The sequence below is a fragment of the Spirochaetia bacterium 38H-sp genome (assembly GCA_039023545.1).
In the GTDB taxonomy this organism is placed as follows: Bacteria; Spirochaetota; Spirochaetia; order Winmispirales; family Winmispiraceae; genus Rarispira; species Rarispira pelagica.
The window spans coordinates 563330-582088 of record JBCHKQ010000002.1 but is presented as its reverse complement, the minus strand read 5'-3'; the positions used below and the strand labels follow the sequence as shown (position 1 = coordinate 582088).

Genomic DNA, 18759 nt, shown 5'->3' with positions numbered 1-18759 from the left:
ATCTTACTCCTCATAATATTTATCTTCGTCTACTATTTCCTCATCCTCGGAAGGAATATTGTCTTCCTTTGTCTGCTCTTCCGGTGTGTAGTCGGAGTAGTCCTCTGCTGTATATCCCGCATCATCATCTTCTTCCTCTCTTCCCAGTTTTGCGCTTACTGAGACCTTGATCATATCTGTTTCATCTTCTTTGCCTGTTTCTATCGTACTCTCGTCTATTTCCTCATCTTGGAGGGAGTCTACAACCTCAAGGCCCATCTCATTATCTGCCTCTATTACAGCATCTGCAATTATAGACGTAAAAAGATTGATAGCCCTTATTGCATCGTCATTGCCGGGAATAGGATAATCTACAACATCGGGATTACAATTGGTATCCACTATACCTATGATAGGAATACCTAATGTTTTTGCTTCTGCTACTGCTATTGCTTCGTGACGAGTATCTATTATAAATATCACGCCCGGAAGCTCTTTCATTTCTTTTATTCCACCAAGATTCTTGATCAGGCGGCTTTTTTCCTTGAGAAGCCTTGAGACTTCTTTTTTGGACATTGTATCAAATGTACCGTCCACTTCCATCTTCTCAAGTTTTTTAAGTCTTAGAATTGATTTTTTTATTGTTTCAAAGTTGGTTAGTGTTCCGCCTAGCCATCTGTTGTTGACATAAAACATGCCACAGCGCTCTGCTTCTCTCTGGATAGCTCCCTGAGCCTGTCTCTTTGTTCCTACAAAGAGAACGCTCTTGCCTGCAAGAACTGTTTTTCTTACTACATCGTAGGCTTCTTTTATAGCCTGAATTGTTTTCTGCAGATCTATTATATGGATCCCATTTCTCTCGGAAAAAATAAACTTCTTCATTCTGGGATCCCATCTGCGTTTCTGGTGTCCGAAATGTACACCGGACTCCAGAAGGTTTTTCATGGTTACTACAGCCATTTCTCCTCCTCTGCGTATATACGCAGTCCTTCTCTTTTACTCGTCCAACGGACGGAAAATTTTCCTATACGGAAAGTTTATTTTTCTAAGAATGCCATAAAAACATGACAGGGGCAAGCCCATTACACAGGAATATGTGCCTTTTATCCATTCTATAAACAGCTCTCCCATACCTTGGATTCTGTAAGCTCCTGCTGCTCCTCTCCATTCTTTTGTATTTGTATATGATTCTATTTCCTCGTCGGAAAGGCTTGAGAATTTAACATAAGTTGTTTCTGCATCGGATATTATCTTGCTATTCTCCTTGTTGTAGAGGCATAAGGAAGTTATAACTCTGTGTTCTTTCCCGGAAAGCAGGGATAAAAATCTTTTTGCTTCTTTTTTATTTTCTGGTTTTCCCAGTACCATGCCGTTTATTTCTATAATTGTATCTGCTGTCAAAACCAGTGCAAATTTTTTTGTTATTTCATATTTCATAACTTGTTGCAGCTTGTTTTTGCTCAATTCTATTGCAGCATCCCGGATGTCCTCAGTGTTCGGAAAAAACTCATCATAGTCCGGAGCCCATTGATAAAATTCTATCCCTGTCTTTTTTAGTAATTCTGCTCTCCTTGGAGAATTAGAAGCAAGAAGAAGCATGGTTTATCTCCTGTAATGTTATGAAATTAGATTTTAAAGAAAACAAAAGTCCCCACCCCTATTCCTATAAAGGTGCCGGGATTTAGTCTTATGCTTATTTTTATAAAGTATACATCTAGCGAAATCTCCGGCAATGTAGGAATGTCGGAAAAACCTGCGTTTCTTAGCAATATTTCTATCATTGCCCAGATGAGAGTCCCCAAGGTTGCAGAAAGAAAAAAAAGTTTTAGGAAATCATTTTTTGTCTGTCTGGTAAGTTTCACATTTATTTTTTACAGGAAAGTAACAAAGCTTTCAATAGATTTGTTTTTTTTATAGTTTTGCAAGTAAAAGGCAAAAATATCAAGTATGTATAGTGGAGGTAATATTACTGTAATATAATAATTTATGTTATTGACTTTTGTTCAATATACCCTTATTCTGAATAACTAAATATAAAGTGGAGGGAACTGATGAGTATAATTCTTTCAGTTGCCCTTCCTCTTATAGGTTTGGCGCTGGGGTGGACAGCTAGATGGCTATATGCCAAATTTCAGCTTAATTCTGAAGAACAGAAGGCTGAGAGAATAAAAAATGAAGCGGCAAAAGAAGCAGAAGCTAGAAAAAAAGAAATATTATTTGAAGCTCAAGAACAAATACATAAGGAACGTATTCAGTTGGAGCGCGAGGTCAGAAACAGAAGGGCTGAGCTTCAACGAACAGAAAGAAGATTAGAGCAAAAAGAAGAGAATTTAGAAAAAAAGCTAGCCGCAACAGAAAAAAGAAGCGAGGCGTTAGCAGACCGAGAGAGGAAACTGGCTGCCAAAGAAAGCCAGTTGGGCGAAAAAGAACAAAAAATAGAAGAAGAGCTTACTAGAATCTCGGGTCTAAGCAAGGAAGAGGCAAGACAGATTATTCTTGACCGTCTCCAGGAAGAGGCAAAACATGATGCACAGGTGCTTATAAACAAGATAGAAGAAGAAGCCAAGGCAACGGCAGAACGCAAGGCAAGAGAAATAATAGTAAGCACAATACAGCGTATAGCTACGGATGTAACATCCGAAATTACTGTTACAACTGTTAGTCTTCCCAATGATGAGATGAAAGGACGTATAATAGGACGGGAGGGAAGGAACATCCGTACGCTTGAGACTCTTACCGGTGTAGATATCATAATAGATGATACTCCGGAAGCTGTAGTACTTTCATGCTTTGACCCTGTGAGAAAGGAAATTGCCAGACTTTCTCTTGAACGCCTCATATCCGATGGCAGAATACATCCTGCCAGGATAGAAGAAGTTGTCCACAAGGTAACCAGAGAGATAAGTCAAACTGTATATGAGGAAGGCGAGAAGGTATTATTTGAACTGGGCATACATGATTTTTCACCGGAAGCCATACAGGCTCTAGGACGACTTATGTATAGGACCAGTTATGGCCAGAATGTTCTGGCTCACACAAAAGAAGTTGCAATACTTGCGGGTATGCTTGCAGCAGAAGTTGGAGCGGATCCTCAGATTGCAAAGAGAGGTGCACTTTTGCACGATATAGGAAAGGCTATAGAGTCTCAGGATGACAGCACCCATATTGAGCTTGGGATAGAGCTTGCCAAGAGAATGGGTGAGGACAAGCGGGTGATCAACTGTATTGCTGCTCACCACGGAGATGTGCCTCACAGCTGTCCCGAGTCCGTAATAGTGCAGGTGGCAGATGCTATTTCTGCGGCAAGACCTGGGGCACGCCGCGAGTCGCTTGAGAATTATATAAAGAGGCTTGAGAATCTTGAAAAGATTGCAGAATCTTTTAGCGGTGTCGATAAAGCCTTTGCAATACAGGCTGGACGTGAGCTTAGAATAATGGTCAACAATGATAGCGTAGATGATATGGGTGCCAGAGAAATGGCGCGTGATATTGCAAAGAAGATAGAAGGGGAGCTAAGATATCCCGGAAGGATAAAGGTTACAATAATCCGTGAGACACGGGTTGTAGAGTACGCAAGATAATCAAAAATATTTATTTATACCGAACGCGGGGCATTCTGCCCCGCTTTTTTATTTTTCTTTTATCATGTAAAAAAAGGCAGACCTCATACAGAGGTCTGCCGTTCGGTTTATAACTTTTAATTAATTAACTGTATGTGTTAAGACTTCTTCTACTGCTTTTCTAAGTGATTTTATCTGTCTTTCTGATACTATAAAGTATGTTTTACTGTCTCTCTTAGCAGCATAGAAGCCTTCTTTATATGGTATATAGTCTATTCTTTTTGTCATATCGCCCTTTTCTGTTTCTACTTTAAAGTACATGCTGATTTCTGATTTTCCGCTTATGTTTTCGTCAGGAGACCATGAGTCTGCAGTTATGCCTATGCACTGCTGAAAGAATTGTCTAAAGGCTTTTTCTTCTATTTCTTGCCCATTTACATAAAAATGTTCTTCTATCTGCTTGCTTTCTTTGTTATCATCTGTTTTTTCTTCTTTTTCTATACGTTTTATCATTGCTGTATATGTCCTGTCAGGGAATTTTATCATAAACTCCTTGGTGTTTTTGATGTCAACAAGGAATATAAATGTGTCTGCTATGTCTTTTGCATCCTTTGTAAGTGCATCAGTGATGTTTCTTATTGTAAATATTTCACTGCTGTCTGTGGTCTTTGCGTAGTATTTACCATCCTCTGTTTGTTTTCCTATGAGCAGTGTGAGGTTGTTTTTATCGTCTTTGAGAGTCAGTCTATAATCTGGGTTGTCTAGTCCTGCTTCTGCCATACTTATATCTGCAAAATTTTCTATTCTTATGCTGCTCAATGGATTTATAAAACTTTCAAGTTTTTGGGGATCTGCTGTTATTGTGTAGGCGAAGGGCTTGATTATTTTGTATCTTGCCAGCGGCATAAAGGGCTGATCTTCTTCTGTTTTCTCTAGTATTTCTATGTCAGGGAGTGATTTGCGTTCTAGAAGAATGTGCTTTAATTTGCTGCTGTCTATACTTGTCAGGCTCTTATCTCTAAAGTCAGATAACTTGGTAAAGAATTTTTCTGCAAGGTAATTGTAGATAACATAGACTGTATTATCACTTTTTCTCTTGGCATAATAACCGCTTCCCGTAGGGGTTTTGTTTCCTAGAAATATAGTCTGCACATTGTTGTTTTTATCTGTAAGAGTTATGGAGGCTTGAGGTTTATCAAGGCCATATATGGACAAGTCTTTTGCCTCTTCTTCTATTATTCTGTCTGCGCTTATTCCGGTAAGACTGTAGCAAGTAGAAGTTATACTGCTCTCGTCAATTTTATAAGGAGCATTTTTTTCTGTCGTCCATGTGCCCAATCCTGTTTTATCTTCGTTAGTGTCCTGTTTTATAAATACCAGATTTGTTTTATCTATTTTTATTTTTGTTATATCTTCTCTGTTGAGACTGACTACATATAGCGTCTTATTTGTAGTGCTCTCTGCTTGAGGTTTATTCTTTAGAACAGGTATAAGAAGCAACAGCAGCACAATGGCTGCTGTTGCTGTTGCTAGTAATATAAGCTTGCTTTTTCTGTTCATAGATTTTTCCTCCTGAGCCATACGACAAGTGCTGTGATTATAAAAGCAAGAGGTATTATTATGACAAAAAGTACCGTATATATTATTTGCATACGTCCATCTATGCTTAAAGGAAGTGCCATAAGACTTTTCGACCCTACGGAGATAGAGTCCTTTCTATCAGTACTCCAGAGTATAGAGCCGATAAAGAAATCTATATTTGCTGGTATCTGAGCGTTAAATGGATATAGATTTTCCATAAGACTGTCTGCTGCTATTGCTACGATTCTGGTTGTCTTTCCATTATCCTGTTTTTCTTCTATTGCTACGGCAAGGTTAAAAGGCCCTGTCTCATCCTTTGAAATCTGAGCTGTATTTTTACTTTTATCAAAGTTTTTTGTCATAAATGAGGTCGCAGTCGTTGTAAGGAGAGGTGTTATCTTGATTGTTTTTCTCTTGATAGACTCTTCTTTTATGGCCATGCTCCATTGCAGAATCATTGTATCTTTGTTCTCTGTTATTTTTTTGCTTATGTCGTGATCTGCTATGATTGGTATAACTTGAAATGGATTGCCCATATTTTTCTGGCGGTTTGGTTCTCCTACAATCCCGTAGTCAAAGCGTATACCGTATGATGAAAGAACCTTATCGAGATTGGGGGTATTTTCCGATGTTATGCCTTTTACTACTATGAGATGACCACCTGTATCCAGATATTGCTGAAGAAGTTCTGCTTCTCCAGGGCTTATATCTCTTCTTATTCCGTAAATTATTATTGCCTTGGCATCTGCCGGTATTGCAGGGTTTTTGATAAAATTGAGAGTTTTTAAAGTAATATTTTCTCTTTCCAGAAGTTCTGTTGCTTTATATCTGGATAGAGGAGTTTCCTGATGCCCTTCCAACTCATAGACTATAGGACTTTTCCCCCCTGCTACGGTATATATTGTAGTTGTTATTATTTTTTCTGCTGCAAATCCTGTAATTTGAGGACCTTGCTGGGAGTATGTTATCTCGTAAAGGTCATAGCTGCTAAGAATCTTTTTTGCTTTTTGGCTTTCTATTATAATAGAACCGTTTTCTATTTTTTTGTCGCTGTCCTTATATTCTGACAGTATGCCAGGATTTTTGTCCAGGTCTACAAACCTTAAAGATATGTGAGGGCTGTTTTTAGCATATAGGTTTAAAACTTCTTTTATTCTCTCAGGTTCTTCTCCCTCTTTGTATATGGCTGTTATCCGTATGTCATCTTTAAGATTTTTTATAAACTTTATAGTTTCATCCGACAGGGAAAAAAGTTTTTTTTCCGTAAGATCGAATTTAAAATCAAGGCTTGTAATTGCTATATTGAATAGTAGTAATATTAGAGCAAAGGCTACGGTTACTATTGCTGCATAACCGCCGTATTTTACGGTATCTTTGCTTAGAGATTGAATGCCTTTGCTGATGGTTTTTCCTATGTTTTTTATGAGTTTCATGTTGCCTCCCTCAGACCCATCTTCTTCTTTCTACGGCATGAGTGGATAGAAACAAGAAGAATGCCATGTACGATATGTAATATACTATTCCGGAAACTTCAAAAATCCCCATCCCAAACGATTTATATCTGTTATTTAAGGAGAGGATTTGCAGGGTTTTTGTGATTAGTCTGTAAAACAAAGAGGAGTCTATAATATATGCTATTCCTGTCCCTACAATCGCAACCGCAAGAACAACAGCTGCTAGGAATATGTTTTTTGTTGTTCTGTATAGATATAGAGAAAGCAGCGCTGCCAGTATTATTGCAAATATGAGTCCTGCTATGTTTTCTGCCGGCATTGCATTGGCAATATTATCAAGAAAAAGAAGTAATAATACAGCAAAAAAAGAAACAAGTGCCGAGACTATCTGGTTTTCTGTCATAGTTGATATAAAAAGCCCCACGGAGATGTATGCACCTCCAAGAAGAAGAAACCCGATATAGCTTCCTATTGTTTCCCAGAGTGGCAGTTTGCCATGTATCTCTATGACTATGGCATATAATATTGTTATTGCAAGTGTTATTGCAAATATTACATATGCAGCAAGGAATTTACCGATTATTATATTCCCTACTGATGTGGGGCTCGTTATGAGAAGCTGATCCGTTTTCTGATTTTTCTCTTCTGACATGAGACGCATGGTCAGCATTGGCATTATAAACAAGAAGATTGTTATCATACCACTGAATATATTGGTATACTGAGGGTTTCTTGTAAGAATAGATTGTGTTGCAAAAAAATAGCCCGAAAACAGGAGAAATCCTCCCATATAAATATATCCTATGGGTGATGTAAAAAATGTTCTTAGTTCTTTTTTTAAGATAGCAAGCATATTATCCCTCCTTCTCCTGATTTTCTTCTGTTATAAGATGCAGGAATATGTCTTCCAGGTTTACGTCCAAAGAGCGCATGGTTAATATTGGGATGTTTTTATTGGCACATGCATAAAAAAGAGGTTTTCTTATATCTGTGTTTTCATTTGCTATTACTTCTACGTCTATTGTGTTTTCTTCCTGGCTTTCTTTAAAGTTAAGATTTTGGATTTCTTTTATCTCGGAGAAGGCCTTTTCCACATCTTCTTTTTTTGCTTCCAGTCGCAGGAGAAGTTTGTTGCTTCCGGATAGTCTTGATGCGAGTTTCTCCGGAGTATCATCTGCTATCAAGGTTCCATTGTTTATAATCAGAATCCTTTTACATACCATGCTCACTTCCGGGAGGATGTGCGAGCTCAAAATTACAGTATGTTCTTTACCCAAATCCTTTATAAGGCTTCTTATGTCCAGAATCTGTCTCGGGTCAAGTCCTATTGTTGGTTCATCCAAGATGAGAATATCCGGATCTCCTATAAGCGCCTGAGCCAGTCCGACTCTCTGTTTATAACCCTTGGACAGGTTTTTTATAAGTCTGTTCATGACATGGGTTATGCCTACTTTTTCTGAGATGGTATCTATGTGTTCTTTTTTGTATTTTTTATTTATTCCTTTAAGATCACAGACAAAGTCAAGATACTCTCTTGCAGTAAAAGTCATATAGAGTGGTGGGTTTTCAGGAAGGTACCCTATATGCTTTTTGCACTCTATAGGATCCTCCAGAATTTTTTTGCCGGCTATCTCCACTTCTCCTTCTGTCGCTGAGAGATAGCCTGTTAGAATATTCATTGTTGTGCTTTTTCCCGCTCCGTTGGGTCCCAGAAATCCTATTATTTCTCCCTTTTCTATGGAGAAACTGATATCTTTTACCGCAGTGTGGGACCCGTAGCGCTTGGTCAGGTTCTGTACCTTTATCACGGTATCCTCCTTGGATATATTTTGGATATATTTTATATCCATTGGTTACTTATTTTTGTTCTTTATCTTCTTTATATCTGATACTTTTTATTATTCCCCATACTCCTCCGACAAACATAATTATGTACAAAGCTATTGAAAAAAAGCTGTAAAAAGAAAACGGGGCTTGTAATGCTTTTCTTATATCCCCTCTAAACCATAGAATGACAGGGCTTATGGCTATAAATATTGACAGAATCAGGTATGTTAATCTTTCTCTCATGGGATTCCCTGTTTATATTTGTTTTGTATAAAAATACTATAAAGAGATAAAAAGTTACAAGGTAGGAAGCTTTATGCTTTGTTTTCCAATTTTTTTCGCTCCAGTGCCCACCTTGTATATTTTCTCACTTTTTTGTTGGGATCTGACAAGAGACGATCGAGAATATCCTTGCCGTTTTTGCCTTCTAATCCTGCTATTGCTTTTATTGTAATTATACGGATATCTTCTTCGGGATCTGCGGCAGCAAGTACAAGCCCCCTTAGGGCATGCTCTGTTCCTATTTTTGAGAGCAGTTTTGCAGCTTCCTTTCTTATATCATTGTTTCTGTTATTTAATCTGTTTATATATATATCTATGAGTCCTGTATCTTCTAGAAGCTGATTTATTATGGGTTTTATTCCGCCTATATCTTGTTTTAATAGCTCAAGAAGGTTGTTCTCAGCAAGTTCTCCTTGTGCTTTGAAGGCCTGTTTTATCACTTCTCTTGTTCTTTCTTTTCTGTTTTTCAATTCTTCTGCAAGTGCTTTTATGCATTCTGGACTCATTCTATTAGTCAGTGTTCTTGTTATGTATTTTTCTAGTTCTGGGGTGCTTTCTGTTATATCCATTAGAAGCGGGATTTTATCCGGATTATTGCTTTTCCCTAAACCTTCTAGAATAGAATGTTTTACCTCTGAGAACTCATCGTCAGATTGTAATATCTGGCTCAATTTATTGTATATTTTTTTATTGCCTCTTTCTGCCAGGATTCTGGCAACATTTGCTCTCACTGCAATGTCAGGGTCATGGAGTAATGTTTCCATGTTTTGAAGTTGCTTATTGTCTGCTATTTCTGCTATGCTATATGCTGCTGCAATTCTAACCATAGGGTCAGGTGAGCTCATTTTTTCTTCTATTTTTTTGTTGTATTTTTTCTTGTATTCTACTGGAAGTGCGGCAATAAGTGTGGAAACCATCCTAGCATCATATGTATTTATATAGGTTTCTATTTCAGGGGCTATTGCCTCTTCTGGGTATTGAGAGAGTATGTTAGTAAGCTCTACAGCTTCTTCTTGGGAGAGAGTGGGTAATTCTTCCAATAACAGCCCGATACAGTAAGGTAATTTTTGTAGTGCAAGTACTCTTATGGCGGATTTCTTGAGTATGAGAGGTTTTCCCTTGTCCTCTATTGTTTCCAGCAGTAGTGGTAGTAGTATGCTTTTTTCTTCCATGGAAAGAAGTTCTTCCAGTTTTTTTCTTTTTTTATATTTTGGGTCCAGGAAAAGTTCTGAGAGTAAATCGGATACGAGGTTTACTGTATTTTTATCCAATAGTTCCAGTGTTGCGTTGATAAGTTGATGGTTATTTTTGTTGGATTTTAAGAACTTTTTTATATGCAAAAGAGAGATTTCGTCTCTTCTTGCGAGAATGGTTTTTATTAGTTCTCTGTATGTTCTGGGATTTTTCTCCCAGACAGAGGCTGCTATGAGTTTCCTTGTAATAGTAAGAATATGTTTTTTTTCTCCCTTTTCTCTTAGTATTTTTAGTGCGAGGAGTATTGTATCTGTATTTTCTATTCTTGCTACACTGTTTAAAAATGCGGTTGCCTGGTAACCTGCAGCCTTTGTAAGAATGGTCTCTGCTTCTTTAAATCCATCTCTGTCTCTAGAATCCGCTTTTATAAATATATAATCCAAAATGCTTCCCGGTTGTTTGCATAGAAAATGAGCGGCATAAAATGCAAGCTCTTCGTTAGGGCTTTTGAGACATCTTAGAGCGAATTCCTGATGATTCTTATCTGTGGGGTTTAGAAGCCTGAGTATATGTAAGGCGTGTTGATCTGTAATGTTTTTGTCGAGAAAGGCTTCTCTTTCTTCTTTGGTAAGTTTTTTCCATGCTTCTTCTCTTACCTCGCAGGATGGGTCTTCTGCTAGGATACTCTCAATCTTTTCTTTAAGAATATTTGATGGCAAGTTACTTATTATTATTTTTCTCACATTGTAATCAGGATCTTCTACCATTTGCAGTAGTAGTCTTGTTATTCTCTCTTCCGGCGAGTTTACAAGTATGCTGCTTGCAAACAAGCGGCATTGTGATTGCTGGTCTGCCGTAAGCTCTGTTATTAGGTTTATTCTGTCTTGAAGAAGGTAGAATGCTTTTTTTGTATCAAATGGGGTTCTGTCCCATGTGAGTGCTATAAACCGCATGATTTCTATGTCAGAATAATCGGGATGAGAAAAGAGATGTTCTATCATCTTAGGATTTTTTAGTGCATAGTAGAAGCATGCATACATGGATGTCTCTACGGCATGTCTTCTTACCAGGTCAAATGTCTTGTAATTCCCTCCGGAAATCAGTTTTCTATATAAAAAAGAATCCATGCCTGATAGGGTAATAAGGGGAAGAGCTTTCTCCTCTGCAAGTTCTTCTATGAGTGGTAGAAGTCTTATAAGGTTTGAAGGTGAGAATTTCTCTACTATTTTTTCTCTTAGTAGATCGGCGGTGCTAGAGAATTCTTCTACTATATTTATAAAATATTGTTTCTGTTTTTTGTTTCTTATTATTATGAGCAGTGTTACTGTAAGAATAAGGATTACAGTTATTGTTGCAATAATAATCAGACTAGTTGTCTGTGATATCTGCCATATTTTTCCCATAGTTTTCTCCTTATGGTTAATCAATAGATTACTTTGTATACTGGTATTGGCTTTGTTTTTCCTTTTACTGTGACAGGGTTGAGTTTTTGCAGTTTAAAGCTATCTTCCAGCAGCTTTTTTGTTTCTTCTGTTATTATGATTTCATCCGGGCCTGATATTGCTTCTATCCGTGATGCTATGTTTACGGTGTCTCCTATAACCGTGTAGTTCATATAGCTTGAACTTCCTATGTTGCCTGCCACAAGTGGACCGGAGTGTATTCCTATACCTATCTTTAGATTTTTTGCTTCTCCTTTAAAAAAAGGTCTGTTGGGAGAGCGTATCATTTTTTGTATGTCTATTGCGCATGCTACGGCATCTATTGCATCCTGTTTTTCGGATTGCAGGGGTACCCCCCAGGCTGCCATAACGCAGTCGCCTATAAACTTGTCTATGAAACCTCGTTTTGCAATGATTATTTCTACTACGTGCTGAAAATACTGGTTTAAGATATCTAGTATATATTCTGGGCTTTTGTTTTCTGAGAAAGATGTGTATCCTCTTATATCAGCAAAAAATATTGTAGCAATCTTTTTTTCTCCACCCAGCTGTATACTGTGAGGCGCTTCTATTAGTTTTTGTACGACTTCATGAGATAAATATCTTGAAAACATATCTTTTATTTTTCTTCTCTCTTCTGTTACTATGTCTATCTTTTCTCTTAGCTCTTTTTCTCTGCTCTGGTCGGTAAAGATAAGAACGATTCCATCTGTTTTATTTTTTCTTATGTAAAGTGGGGATATAGTCAGTGAAAAATCTATTTCTGAGTCTTTTTGGGTTTTTAATATGCCTTCTATGCCGGGGATTATTGATCCTGATTCTAGATTTTCTCTTATTTTATCTGTTACTTTCTTACTTAACATGTCGGAGAATATAGAAAAAAAATCAGCCCCTATAAACTCTTTTGATATTCCCAGTGTTTCTTCTGTCTGCTTGTTTATATATGTTATGTTGCCGTATCTGTCCAAGGTTATAAGCAGGTTACTTATGGATGAGAAAATGGATTGCTGATAGTTTTTTAACTCTGTTACTTCTCTTGCATAGTCTCTGATTTTTGTTATCAGTCTTGTGTTGATTATTGTTCCGCCTGCTATTTTTGTTATGGCCGATATAAATCGCGCATCTTTTTTTTTGAAATGGTTTTCTTTGCAGGAAAGAAGAATCAATATTCCGATTATATCGCTTTTTTCCCATAGAGGAATGGCTAGCGTGCTTTTTGCTGACTCGGATATAAATAATCCTGGAAGAAAGGCGTTTTCTCTATCCGACTGATATATGTAATCTTGTATCTCCCTTAGAAAATCGAGTGAATCCGTATCTTCAAATATTGCAGGAAGATTCTTATTGCCGGCCGAGGCAGAGAGTGTATATCGGTTATTATCCAGCAGATAAAATGCAGCGGAGTCTGCTCCGCTGATGTCTGCACTATGGTCTACCAGTTTTATTGTAGCTTCTTTTATGTTTTTTGATGAGCTTATTATGGAACTTACACGGACAACTTCATCTGTTATATCTGCTGTGTTTGTTTTTGACATAAATCAGCCTTTTATTATATAGTATATTTCTATTTTGTTTTTTTTCCTGCTTCCGGGATTGTTTTGTGACAAAATTTCATCCAAGCGTTCTATTGTTGTGCTATCATTCTAGTCCACTATCAATTATTTTTAAAGAATTGCATGAGTCTTTTTATAAAAATGTTTTAAATGTTTTTTTGTGTAGAATCTTAGCAAAAAATAATGAAATTTTTTAAGATGTGATATAATATATTCTTAATACAAAATATACTAGGAGGTTTTATGAATCGTATTAATCTGCTTCTTGACAGGTTTGAGGTTATTGCTGCCTTTTTGCTTGTTCTTGCTCTTTTTAGTCCGTGGACTAGTGTTATGGGGATTCCTCTATCCGGTTTTTCTCTCAATAGTGCTATGGAAAACCTTGCTTCTTTTAGTTCTCTTTTTTCTGATGATAAGCCTAAGGATTTTATAGCATCTTACATAGGTTATGTCCCTGTCGCTCTTATTGCTGCATGTCTGTTGATTGTCATATTGAGGCTTATGGAGATGCCTTCTGCTGTTGTATCTCTCATAACTGGTATTGTATCTGTTATATATACTGGGGTTACGTTATACAATCTTGTTTCCAACAAGATGTCTCTGGGTTCTGGTATATGGATTTCTCTTGCTGCTGCTATATTGCTTGTTGCTTTTTCCTTAAGAAAGAAAAAGCATTCTGCAGCATAAGATGTCTCCCTGTAGTTTTATGCTTTTGTTGGTATATTGGCAATAAGCTGTATAAGACTGTTGTGGTTTTTTAAAAAAAGGCCGGATGCTTTGGAGTATCCGGCCGTTCGGTTGATGTATATAAAAGCTATTTTTCGTCAGGCAGTCTTCTTACTGCGCCGGTATCTGCGGATGTTGCAAGAAGTGCATAGGTCTTGAGTGCTCTAGAGACTTCTCTTTTGCGCTTGAGCGGGGTATAGGGGCTCTCGCGACTCTCCTGTTTTTTCTTTCTTGCTGCAAGCTCTTCGTCTGACAGAAGAACATTGATACTTCTTGCCGGTATGTCTATCTCTATGATGTCCCCGTCTTCTACCAGAGCTAGCTCTCCTCCTGCTGCAGCCTCAGGAGATATGTGGCCAATGGATAGGCCGCTTGTTCCACCGCTAAATCTCCCGTCTGTTATGAGCGCACATTCTTTACCAAGATGGCGGGACTTGATGTAGGAAGTAGGGTAGAGCATCTCCTGCATGCCAGGTCCTCCCTTGGGTCCTTCATAGCGAATAACCACAACATCCCCTGCTTTTACTCTTTCCGGATTGAGAATGCCTTCGCAGGCTTCTTCCTGAGATTCAAACACCTTTGCAGGTCCTTTGAACTTGAATATGGATTCGTCCACACCTGCTGTCTTTACCACGCAGCCGCGGCGTGCAATATTGCCGTATAAAATAGCAAGCCCTCCGTCAGGATAGTAGGCATGCTCTACGTCCCTTATGCAGCCTTTTATCCTGTCCGTATCAAGCTCCTTGTAATAAGCCTCCTGACTGCCCATCTTGAGGCTGGGTTTTCCTAGAGCTGCACTTGCATACAGCTTCTTTGCTTCGTCCGTTACAGTAGGCCGCATTATATCGTATTTATCTATGGCTTCTCGCAGGGTAAGTCCGTCTGCGCGCTTTACACTGGTGTTGATAAGCCCCTTCCTGTCCAGCTCACCGAGAATGCCGAGAATACCGCCTGCGCGGTTTACATCCTCTATATGGTAATGAGAATTGGGAGCCACCTTACAGATACATGGAATCTTTCTAGAGAGCTCTTCTATGTCCTTGAGAGTAAAATCCACATCTCCCTCATTGGCAATAGCCAGAGTATGAAGTACAGTATTGGTAGAACCTCCCATGGCAATATCAAGTGCTATGGCATTGAGAAAAGCCTCACGTGTTGCAATGGAGCGCGGAAGCACAGAATTGTCGCCATTGTAATAATAAGCTTCTACCATCTCGCATATACGCTCAGCAGCCTTCTCAAAAAGCCTTTCTCTGTTCTTATGCGTAGCTACAATCGTGCCGTTTCCCGGAAGAGCAAGTCCCAGAGCCTCGTTGAGACAGTTCATAGAATTGGCGGTAAACATGCCGGAGCAGGAACCACAGGTGGGGCAGGCCAGTCTCTCTATGTTAAACATATCTTCATCGGCTATGGATTCATCTGCACCCATGACCATGGCATCCACAAGGTCATATTTTTTATCATTGTAGATACCTGCCTCCATAGGTCCACCGGAGACAAAGATAGCAGGAATATTGAGCCTCATAGCAGCCATAAGCATACCAGGAGTAATCTTATCGCAGTTACTTATACACACAAGAGCATCCGCCTTATGCGCATTGACCATATACTCGACACTATCGGCAATAACCTCACGAGATGGCAGGGAGTACAGCATCCCATCATGCCCCATGGCAATCCCGTCATCTATAGCAATGGTATTAAACTCCGCAGCAAAAAAACCATGTTTCTCTATAAGAGCCTTGACCTTCTGGCCAATCTCATGCAGATGCACATGTCCTGGGACAAACTGCGTAAAAGAATTGGCAATAGCAATAACAGGCTTGCCAATCATCTCTTCCTTCATACCATTGGCACGCCATAGACTTCTTGCACCAGCCATAAGCCTGCCAGAAGTAGTCGTACTGCTCCTCAAAGGAATCTTTGGAGACTCAGCCATATCAAAACTCCTAAAAAAAAGATACAACAGTGTAAAACCAATACAAAAGCAGGTCAATACACAGAACCCCAAAAAAACCGAACGCAATAACTGCCCAAAGGACAGTTATTGCTGCCTCTGGCAGTAGAAACACGCTGAGAAAAGAGCATTAGGAATTGCAAAGAATAAATAATAAATAAAACACACCCTGCAAAATGATAAAAATATTGTTTTATTATTGCGCCGCAGGCAGCAGGAAGTGCGCACTACCTGCTGCTTTGCAATGCATGGCGCACTTTTTGCGTTCGGTATAAAAGCAAATGAAGGAGCTAGCTAGGAGCGCCAGAATCGCGGATGAAAAAGAACAAGAACAGTATAGATCTCCAGCCTTCCCGCCATCATAGCAAAGGAAAGCACCCATTTTATCAAGGGAGAAAAAAACGAGTAGTTCTGAGTGGGGCCAATCTTTGCAAAACCCGGACCTATATTTCCTACTGTGACAAGAGCGCCGGAAAATGCTGTCAAAAGGTCATGTCCTCCGCCTGCAATTACAAGCGTTACTCCAAGTAGAATAAAGATATATAAAAAGAAGAAACCTGTTACGGTTAGTATAAAATCCTTTCTTACAGGTTCTTTGTTGATTTTTACTTTAAAGACACCGTAAGGAAAGATAAGGTATTTTATTTCTGTTATAGCCTGTTTTGCCAGTGTTATTATTCTTATAACCTTAATGCCGCCTCCAGTGGACCCAGAGCAGCCCCCTATGAACATAAGAAAAAACAATACGCCTTTTGCAAGTGTCGGCCATTTGTCAAAGTCTGCTGTAGCATAACCTGTTGTAGTGAGTATGGATGCATTCTGAAACCCTGCATATCTCAGAGCATTTAGAAATGTGCCGTAGAGTGGCTTGATAGAAAAGGCTACAATTAACGTTGAGACTACAAATATAGATATATAAGCCCTTGCTTCCGAGTTTTGCAGAATTTTGCCTGGCTTTCTGAGAAGCACATAATAATAAAGTCCAAAGTTAAAGCCTGCCAAAACCATAAAGACGGTTATCACAACATCTATGTAAGCGGAATTATATGCTCCAACACTGCTGTTTTTTGGAGAAAAACCTCCTGTCGCTAGTGTGCCAAAGGTATGGGTAAGTGCATCAAAAAGATTCATACCGCCAAAAAGCAGAAGAACAGTCTCTGCTAAGGTAAAAAACAGATATATTTTCCAGAGTATTTTTGCAGTATCTTTTATGCTTGGTGCAATCTTATCCAGCGTGGGACCTGGAGATTCTGCCTTAAAAAGCTGAGCGCCCCCTATTCCCAAAAGAGGCAGAAGTGCCACTGCAAGAACAACTATACCCATACCGCCAAGCCAGTGAGTTAGAGAACGCCAAAACAGTATGGAGTGTGGAAATCCTTCTATCTCTGTGAGTATGGATGCTCCTGTTGTGGTAAATCCTGACATTGTTTCAAAGAATGCATCCGTATAAGATGGTATTGAATAAGAAATTACAAAAGGTAATGCGCCAAACGCAGATGCACTTATCCATGCAAAAGTAACAAATATGAAACCGTCCTTTGTGTTCATTTTGAGAGTTTCTTTTTTCTTTGTGAGTACAATAGAAGCAAGTCCTGTAAGTAGCATTATCAATATGGTTGTAAAAAAAGCATAGAACGTATCTGCCTTTTCAAAGCAGGAAATAGCAAATGGAATAAGCATAAATGCTGCAAGTATGAGCCACAAAAAACCAAGTATTCTTATTATGCTTCTTATGTGTATCACTCTAGAAAATCCTCCATAAAAGGACGTTTTTCCTGCTTAAATATCGTGATTATCCTGTCCCCTTCCTGTAATTTTGTGTTGCCGTCGGGGATTATCTGTTCTTCTCCTCGTTCTATCATAAGGATTAACACTTCCTGTGGCAGGTTGAGTTCTTTTATGGTTTTGCCTATAAGAGGAGATGCAGATAGAATTGTTGTCTCAAGCATTTCGAAAGAGCTTCCTTCTATGGGATATATTGTATGCAGCTTTTTCTTATAAATTGTCTTTATTATGGTGTTAAGAACTGAGTGATTGAGGCTTATTGTTACATCAAGCCCCAGCTGCTCTCCAAGACTCATATACGGTATTTTATGTACAACTGCTATTGCCTTTTTTATTCCCATTTTTTTTGCAAGGACTCCTGTGAGCAGGTTGAGCTCCTGGCTGTCTGTGCTTGTTATTACCAGGTCGTATCCCTCAAGATTGCCTTCTTCCAGAAATCCTTCCTGAGATATATCCGCATGGCTTACTGTTATATCCGGATACTGTTGTGCCAGATATTTGCATCTGTCATAATCCTGGTCAACAACATGAATCTGATATCTATTGATATTTACAAAGCGTTTTAACAGGCCTCTTATTATGCTCTTTGCAGGATTTTTGCTGCTTAGCATTTCTATGATATGTTCTCCTGTTGTTCCTCCACCTATTATCACTATTTTTCTGATATTTTGCGGAGTTATTCCCAGTGTCCTATATATATCCATAAAGTCACCGGAAGAAGCAAGCACATAAAGATGGTCGTTTTCCTCCAGAATAGTACTTCCACGCGGTATACTGTATTCTTCATCACGCTGGATTAGCGGCACCAGAAAAAGTTTACCGCACACAGCTCTAAAGTGCTGAAGCGGCTTTTTTGCAAAGTCTGAGCCCGTAGGTATTTTTATGACCTGCATTTGTAGACTTAGCGTATCAAAGAGGTTGATAGGGCTCAGTGCTCCAGTTTCTATAGAGCGTACTACTCTAAGTGCGGTTTCTATATCTGGATTGATTATATAGTCTATTCCAAAGATGGAATTCTCAAGTATTTCTCTTTTGTTATACTCAAATTTCTTGACCCGTGCTATTGTGATGGGTTTCTTATATATGCTTTTTGCAAGTCCGCAGGCTATTATATTAGTCTCATCAGAGTCCGTAACGCTTACAAAAAAATCTGCATGCTCCACATCCGCTTTGTCCAGTGTCTTTTGGTTATTGCCTGCTTCGTTGATTACAAAGCAGTCCAGCATATTGGCTGCGTGTCTTGCTTTGTGTATATCCTTTTCTATAATAGTTATTTCATGACCTTCTTTTATAAGTGTCTTTGCAAGCTGAAATCCGACTCTTCCCGCTCCTACTATAACTATCTTCATGCCTTTTAGCTTATGTCAGCTTTATACATGTGTCAATTGTTTTATTTGTTTTGCTTTTCTGTCGTATGTA

The 18759-nt window shown here is 38.7% G+C and carries 14 protein-coding genes and 1 pseudogene; 2 read left to right on the top strand and 13 right to left on the bottom strand.

Annotated elements, in window-relative coordinates; genetic code table 11:
- Positions 1-3: 3 nt before the first annotated feature.
- From rpsB to WKV44_06460, 3 genes are read right to left on the bottom strand one after another with little or no spacing between them, the layout of a single operon-like run.
- Complete coding sequence (gene rpsB, locus WKV44_06470) at positions 4-939, bottom strand: 30S ribosomal protein S2 (protein ID MEM5948181.1); 936 nt, start codon at positions 937-939, stop codon at positions 4-6.
- A 36-nt stretch (positions 940-975) separates the two neighbouring features.
- A complete protein-coding gene (locus WKV44_06465; protein MEM5948180.1) occupies positions 976-1578 on the bottom strand; it encodes a nucleoside triphosphate pyrophosphatase in 603 nt (200 codons plus the stop codon).
- Between the two features lie 26 nt (positions 1579-1604).
- Positions 1605-1841 (bottom strand): hypothetical protein, encoded by a 237-nt coding sequence (locus tag WKV44_06460; GenBank protein ID MEM5948179.1) that lies wholly within the window; start codon positions 1839-1841, stop codon positions 1605-1607.
- Positions 1842-2030: 189 nt separating this feature from the next.
- Here WKV44_06460 and rny point away from each other — a divergent pair, with 189 nt between their 5' ends.
- Entirely contained in the window at positions 2031-3560 is a 1530-nt protein-coding gene (gene rny, locus WKV44_06455) for a ribonuclease Y (protein ID MEM5948178.1), read from the top strand.
- Between the two features lie 120 nt (positions 3561-3680).
- Here rny and WKV44_06450 read toward each other — a convergent pair whose 3' ends face one another.
- From WKV44_06450 to WKV44_06420, 7 genes are all read right to left on the bottom strand, one after another.
- Entirely contained in the window at positions 3681-5099 is a 1419-nt protein-coding gene (locus tag WKV44_06450; GenBank protein MEM5948177.1) for a DUF4340 domain-containing protein, read from the bottom strand.
- Positions 5096-6553, bottom strand: coding sequence for a GldG family protein (locus WKV44_06445; GenBank protein ID MEM5948176.1), 1458 nt, complete (start codon positions 6551-6553; stop codon positions 5096-5098). Before WKV44_06445 ends, WKV44_06450 begins: the two co-directional genes overlap by 4 nt.
- Positions 6554-6563: 10 nt before the next feature.
- Complete coding sequence (locus WKV44_06440; protein ID MEM5948175.1) at positions 6564-7427, bottom strand: ABC transporter permease; 864 nt, start codon at positions 7425-7427, stop codon at positions 6564-6566.
- Position 7428: 1 nt separating this feature from the next.
- Positions 7429-8382: an ABC transporter ATP-binding protein gene (locus WKV44_06435; GenBank protein ID MEM5948174.1), complete on the bottom strand. Its 954-nt coding sequence runs from the start codon at positions 8380-8382 to the stop codon at positions 7429-7431.
- A 49-nt stretch (positions 8383-8431) separates the two neighbouring features.
- Positions 8432-8644, bottom strand: a complete 213-nt coding sequence (locus WKV44_06430) for a hypothetical protein (GenBank protein ID MEM5948173.1) — start codon at positions 8642-8644, stop codon at positions 8432-8434.
- Positions 8645-8715: 71 nt separating this feature from the next.
- Positions 8716-11280 carry a HEAT repeat domain-containing protein gene (locus WKV44_06425; protein MEM5948172.1) on the bottom strand — a complete coding sequence of 855 codons (2565 nt, stop codon included), beginning with the start codon at positions 11278-11280 and terminating at the stop codon, positions 8716-8718.
- A 20-nt stretch (positions 11281-11300) separates the two neighbouring features.
- A complete protein-coding gene (locus WKV44_06420) occupies positions 11301-12854 on the bottom strand; it encodes an adenylate/guanylate cyclase domain-containing protein (GenBank protein MEM5948171.1) in 1554 nt (517 codons plus the stop codon).
- Positions 12855-13115: 261 nt separating this feature from the next.
- Here WKV44_06420 and WKV44_06415 point away from each other — a divergent pair, with 261 nt between their 5' ends.
- Positions 13116-13559 carry a hypothetical protein gene (locus WKV44_06415; GenBank protein MEM5948170.1) on the top strand — a complete coding sequence of 148 codons (444 nt, stop codon included), beginning with the start codon at positions 13116-13118 and terminating at the stop codon, positions 13557-13559.
- A gap of 127 nt (positions 13560-13686) precedes the next feature.
- On the opposite strand, the gene ilvD is transcribed toward WKV44_06415, so the two are convergent.
- The 3 genes and pseudogenes from ilvD to trkA form a co-directional block, all read right to left on the bottom strand.
- Entirely contained in the window at positions 13687-15537 is a 1851-nt protein-coding gene (ilvD, locus tag WKV44_06410; protein ID MEM5948169.1) for a dihydroxy-acid dehydratase, read from the bottom strand.
- Positions 15538-15849: 312 nt separating this feature from the next.
- Positions 15850-17298, bottom strand: a complete 1449-nt coding sequence (locus tag WKV44_06405; GenBank protein MEM5948168.1) for a TrkH family potassium uptake protein — start codon at positions 17296-17298, stop codon at positions 15850-15852.
- Positions 17295-18692: pseudogene (gene trkA / locus WKV44_06400) on the bottom strand (Trk system potassium transporter TrkA). Before trkA ends, WKV44_06405 begins: the two are co-directional and overlap by 4 nt.
- Positions 18693-18759 lie beyond the last annotated feature (67 nt).

Coding starts and splice junctions, on each gene's coding strand:
- WKV44_06445 (MEM5948176.1), bottom strand. CDS start 6,553: ATGAAACTCATAAAAAACATAGGAAAAACCATCAGCAAAGGCATTCAA.
- ilvD (MEM5948169.1), bottom strand. CDS start 15,537: ATGGCTGAGTCTCCAAAGATTCCTTTGAGGAGCAGTACGACTACTTCT.
- WKV44_06440 (MEM5948175.1), bottom strand. CDS start 7,427: ATGCTTGCTATCTTAAAAAAAGAACTAAGAACATTTTTTACATCACCC.
- WKV44_06450 (MEM5948177.1), bottom strand. CDS start 5,099: ATGAACAGAAAAAGCAAGCTTATATTACTAGCAACAGCAACAGCAGCC.
- WKV44_06465 (MEM5948180.1), bottom strand. CDS start 1,578: ATGCTTCTTCTTGCTTCTAATTCTCCAAGGAGAGCAGAATTACTAAAA.
- rpsB (MEM5948181.1), bottom strand. CDS start 939: ATGGCTGTAGTAACCATGAAAAACCTTCTGGAGTCCGGTGTACATTTC.
- WKV44_06430 (MEM5948173.1), bottom strand. CDS start 8,644: ATGAGAGAAAGATTAACATACCTGATTCTGTCAATATTTATAGCCATA.
- WKV44_06420 (MEM5948171.1), bottom strand. CDS start 12,854: ATGTCAAAAACAAACACAGCAGATATAACAGATGAAGTTGTCCGTGTA.
- WKV44_06415 (MEM5948170.1), top strand. CDS start 13,116: ATGAATCGTATTAATCTGCTTCTTGACAGGTTTGAGGTTATTGCTGCC.
- rny (MEM5948178.1), top strand. CDS start 2,031: ATGAGTATAATTCTTTCAGTTGCCCTTCCTCTTATAGGTTTGGCGCTG.
- WKV44_06425 (MEM5948172.1), bottom strand. CDS start 11,280: ATGGGAAAAATATGGCAGATATCACAGACAACTAGTCTGATTATTATT.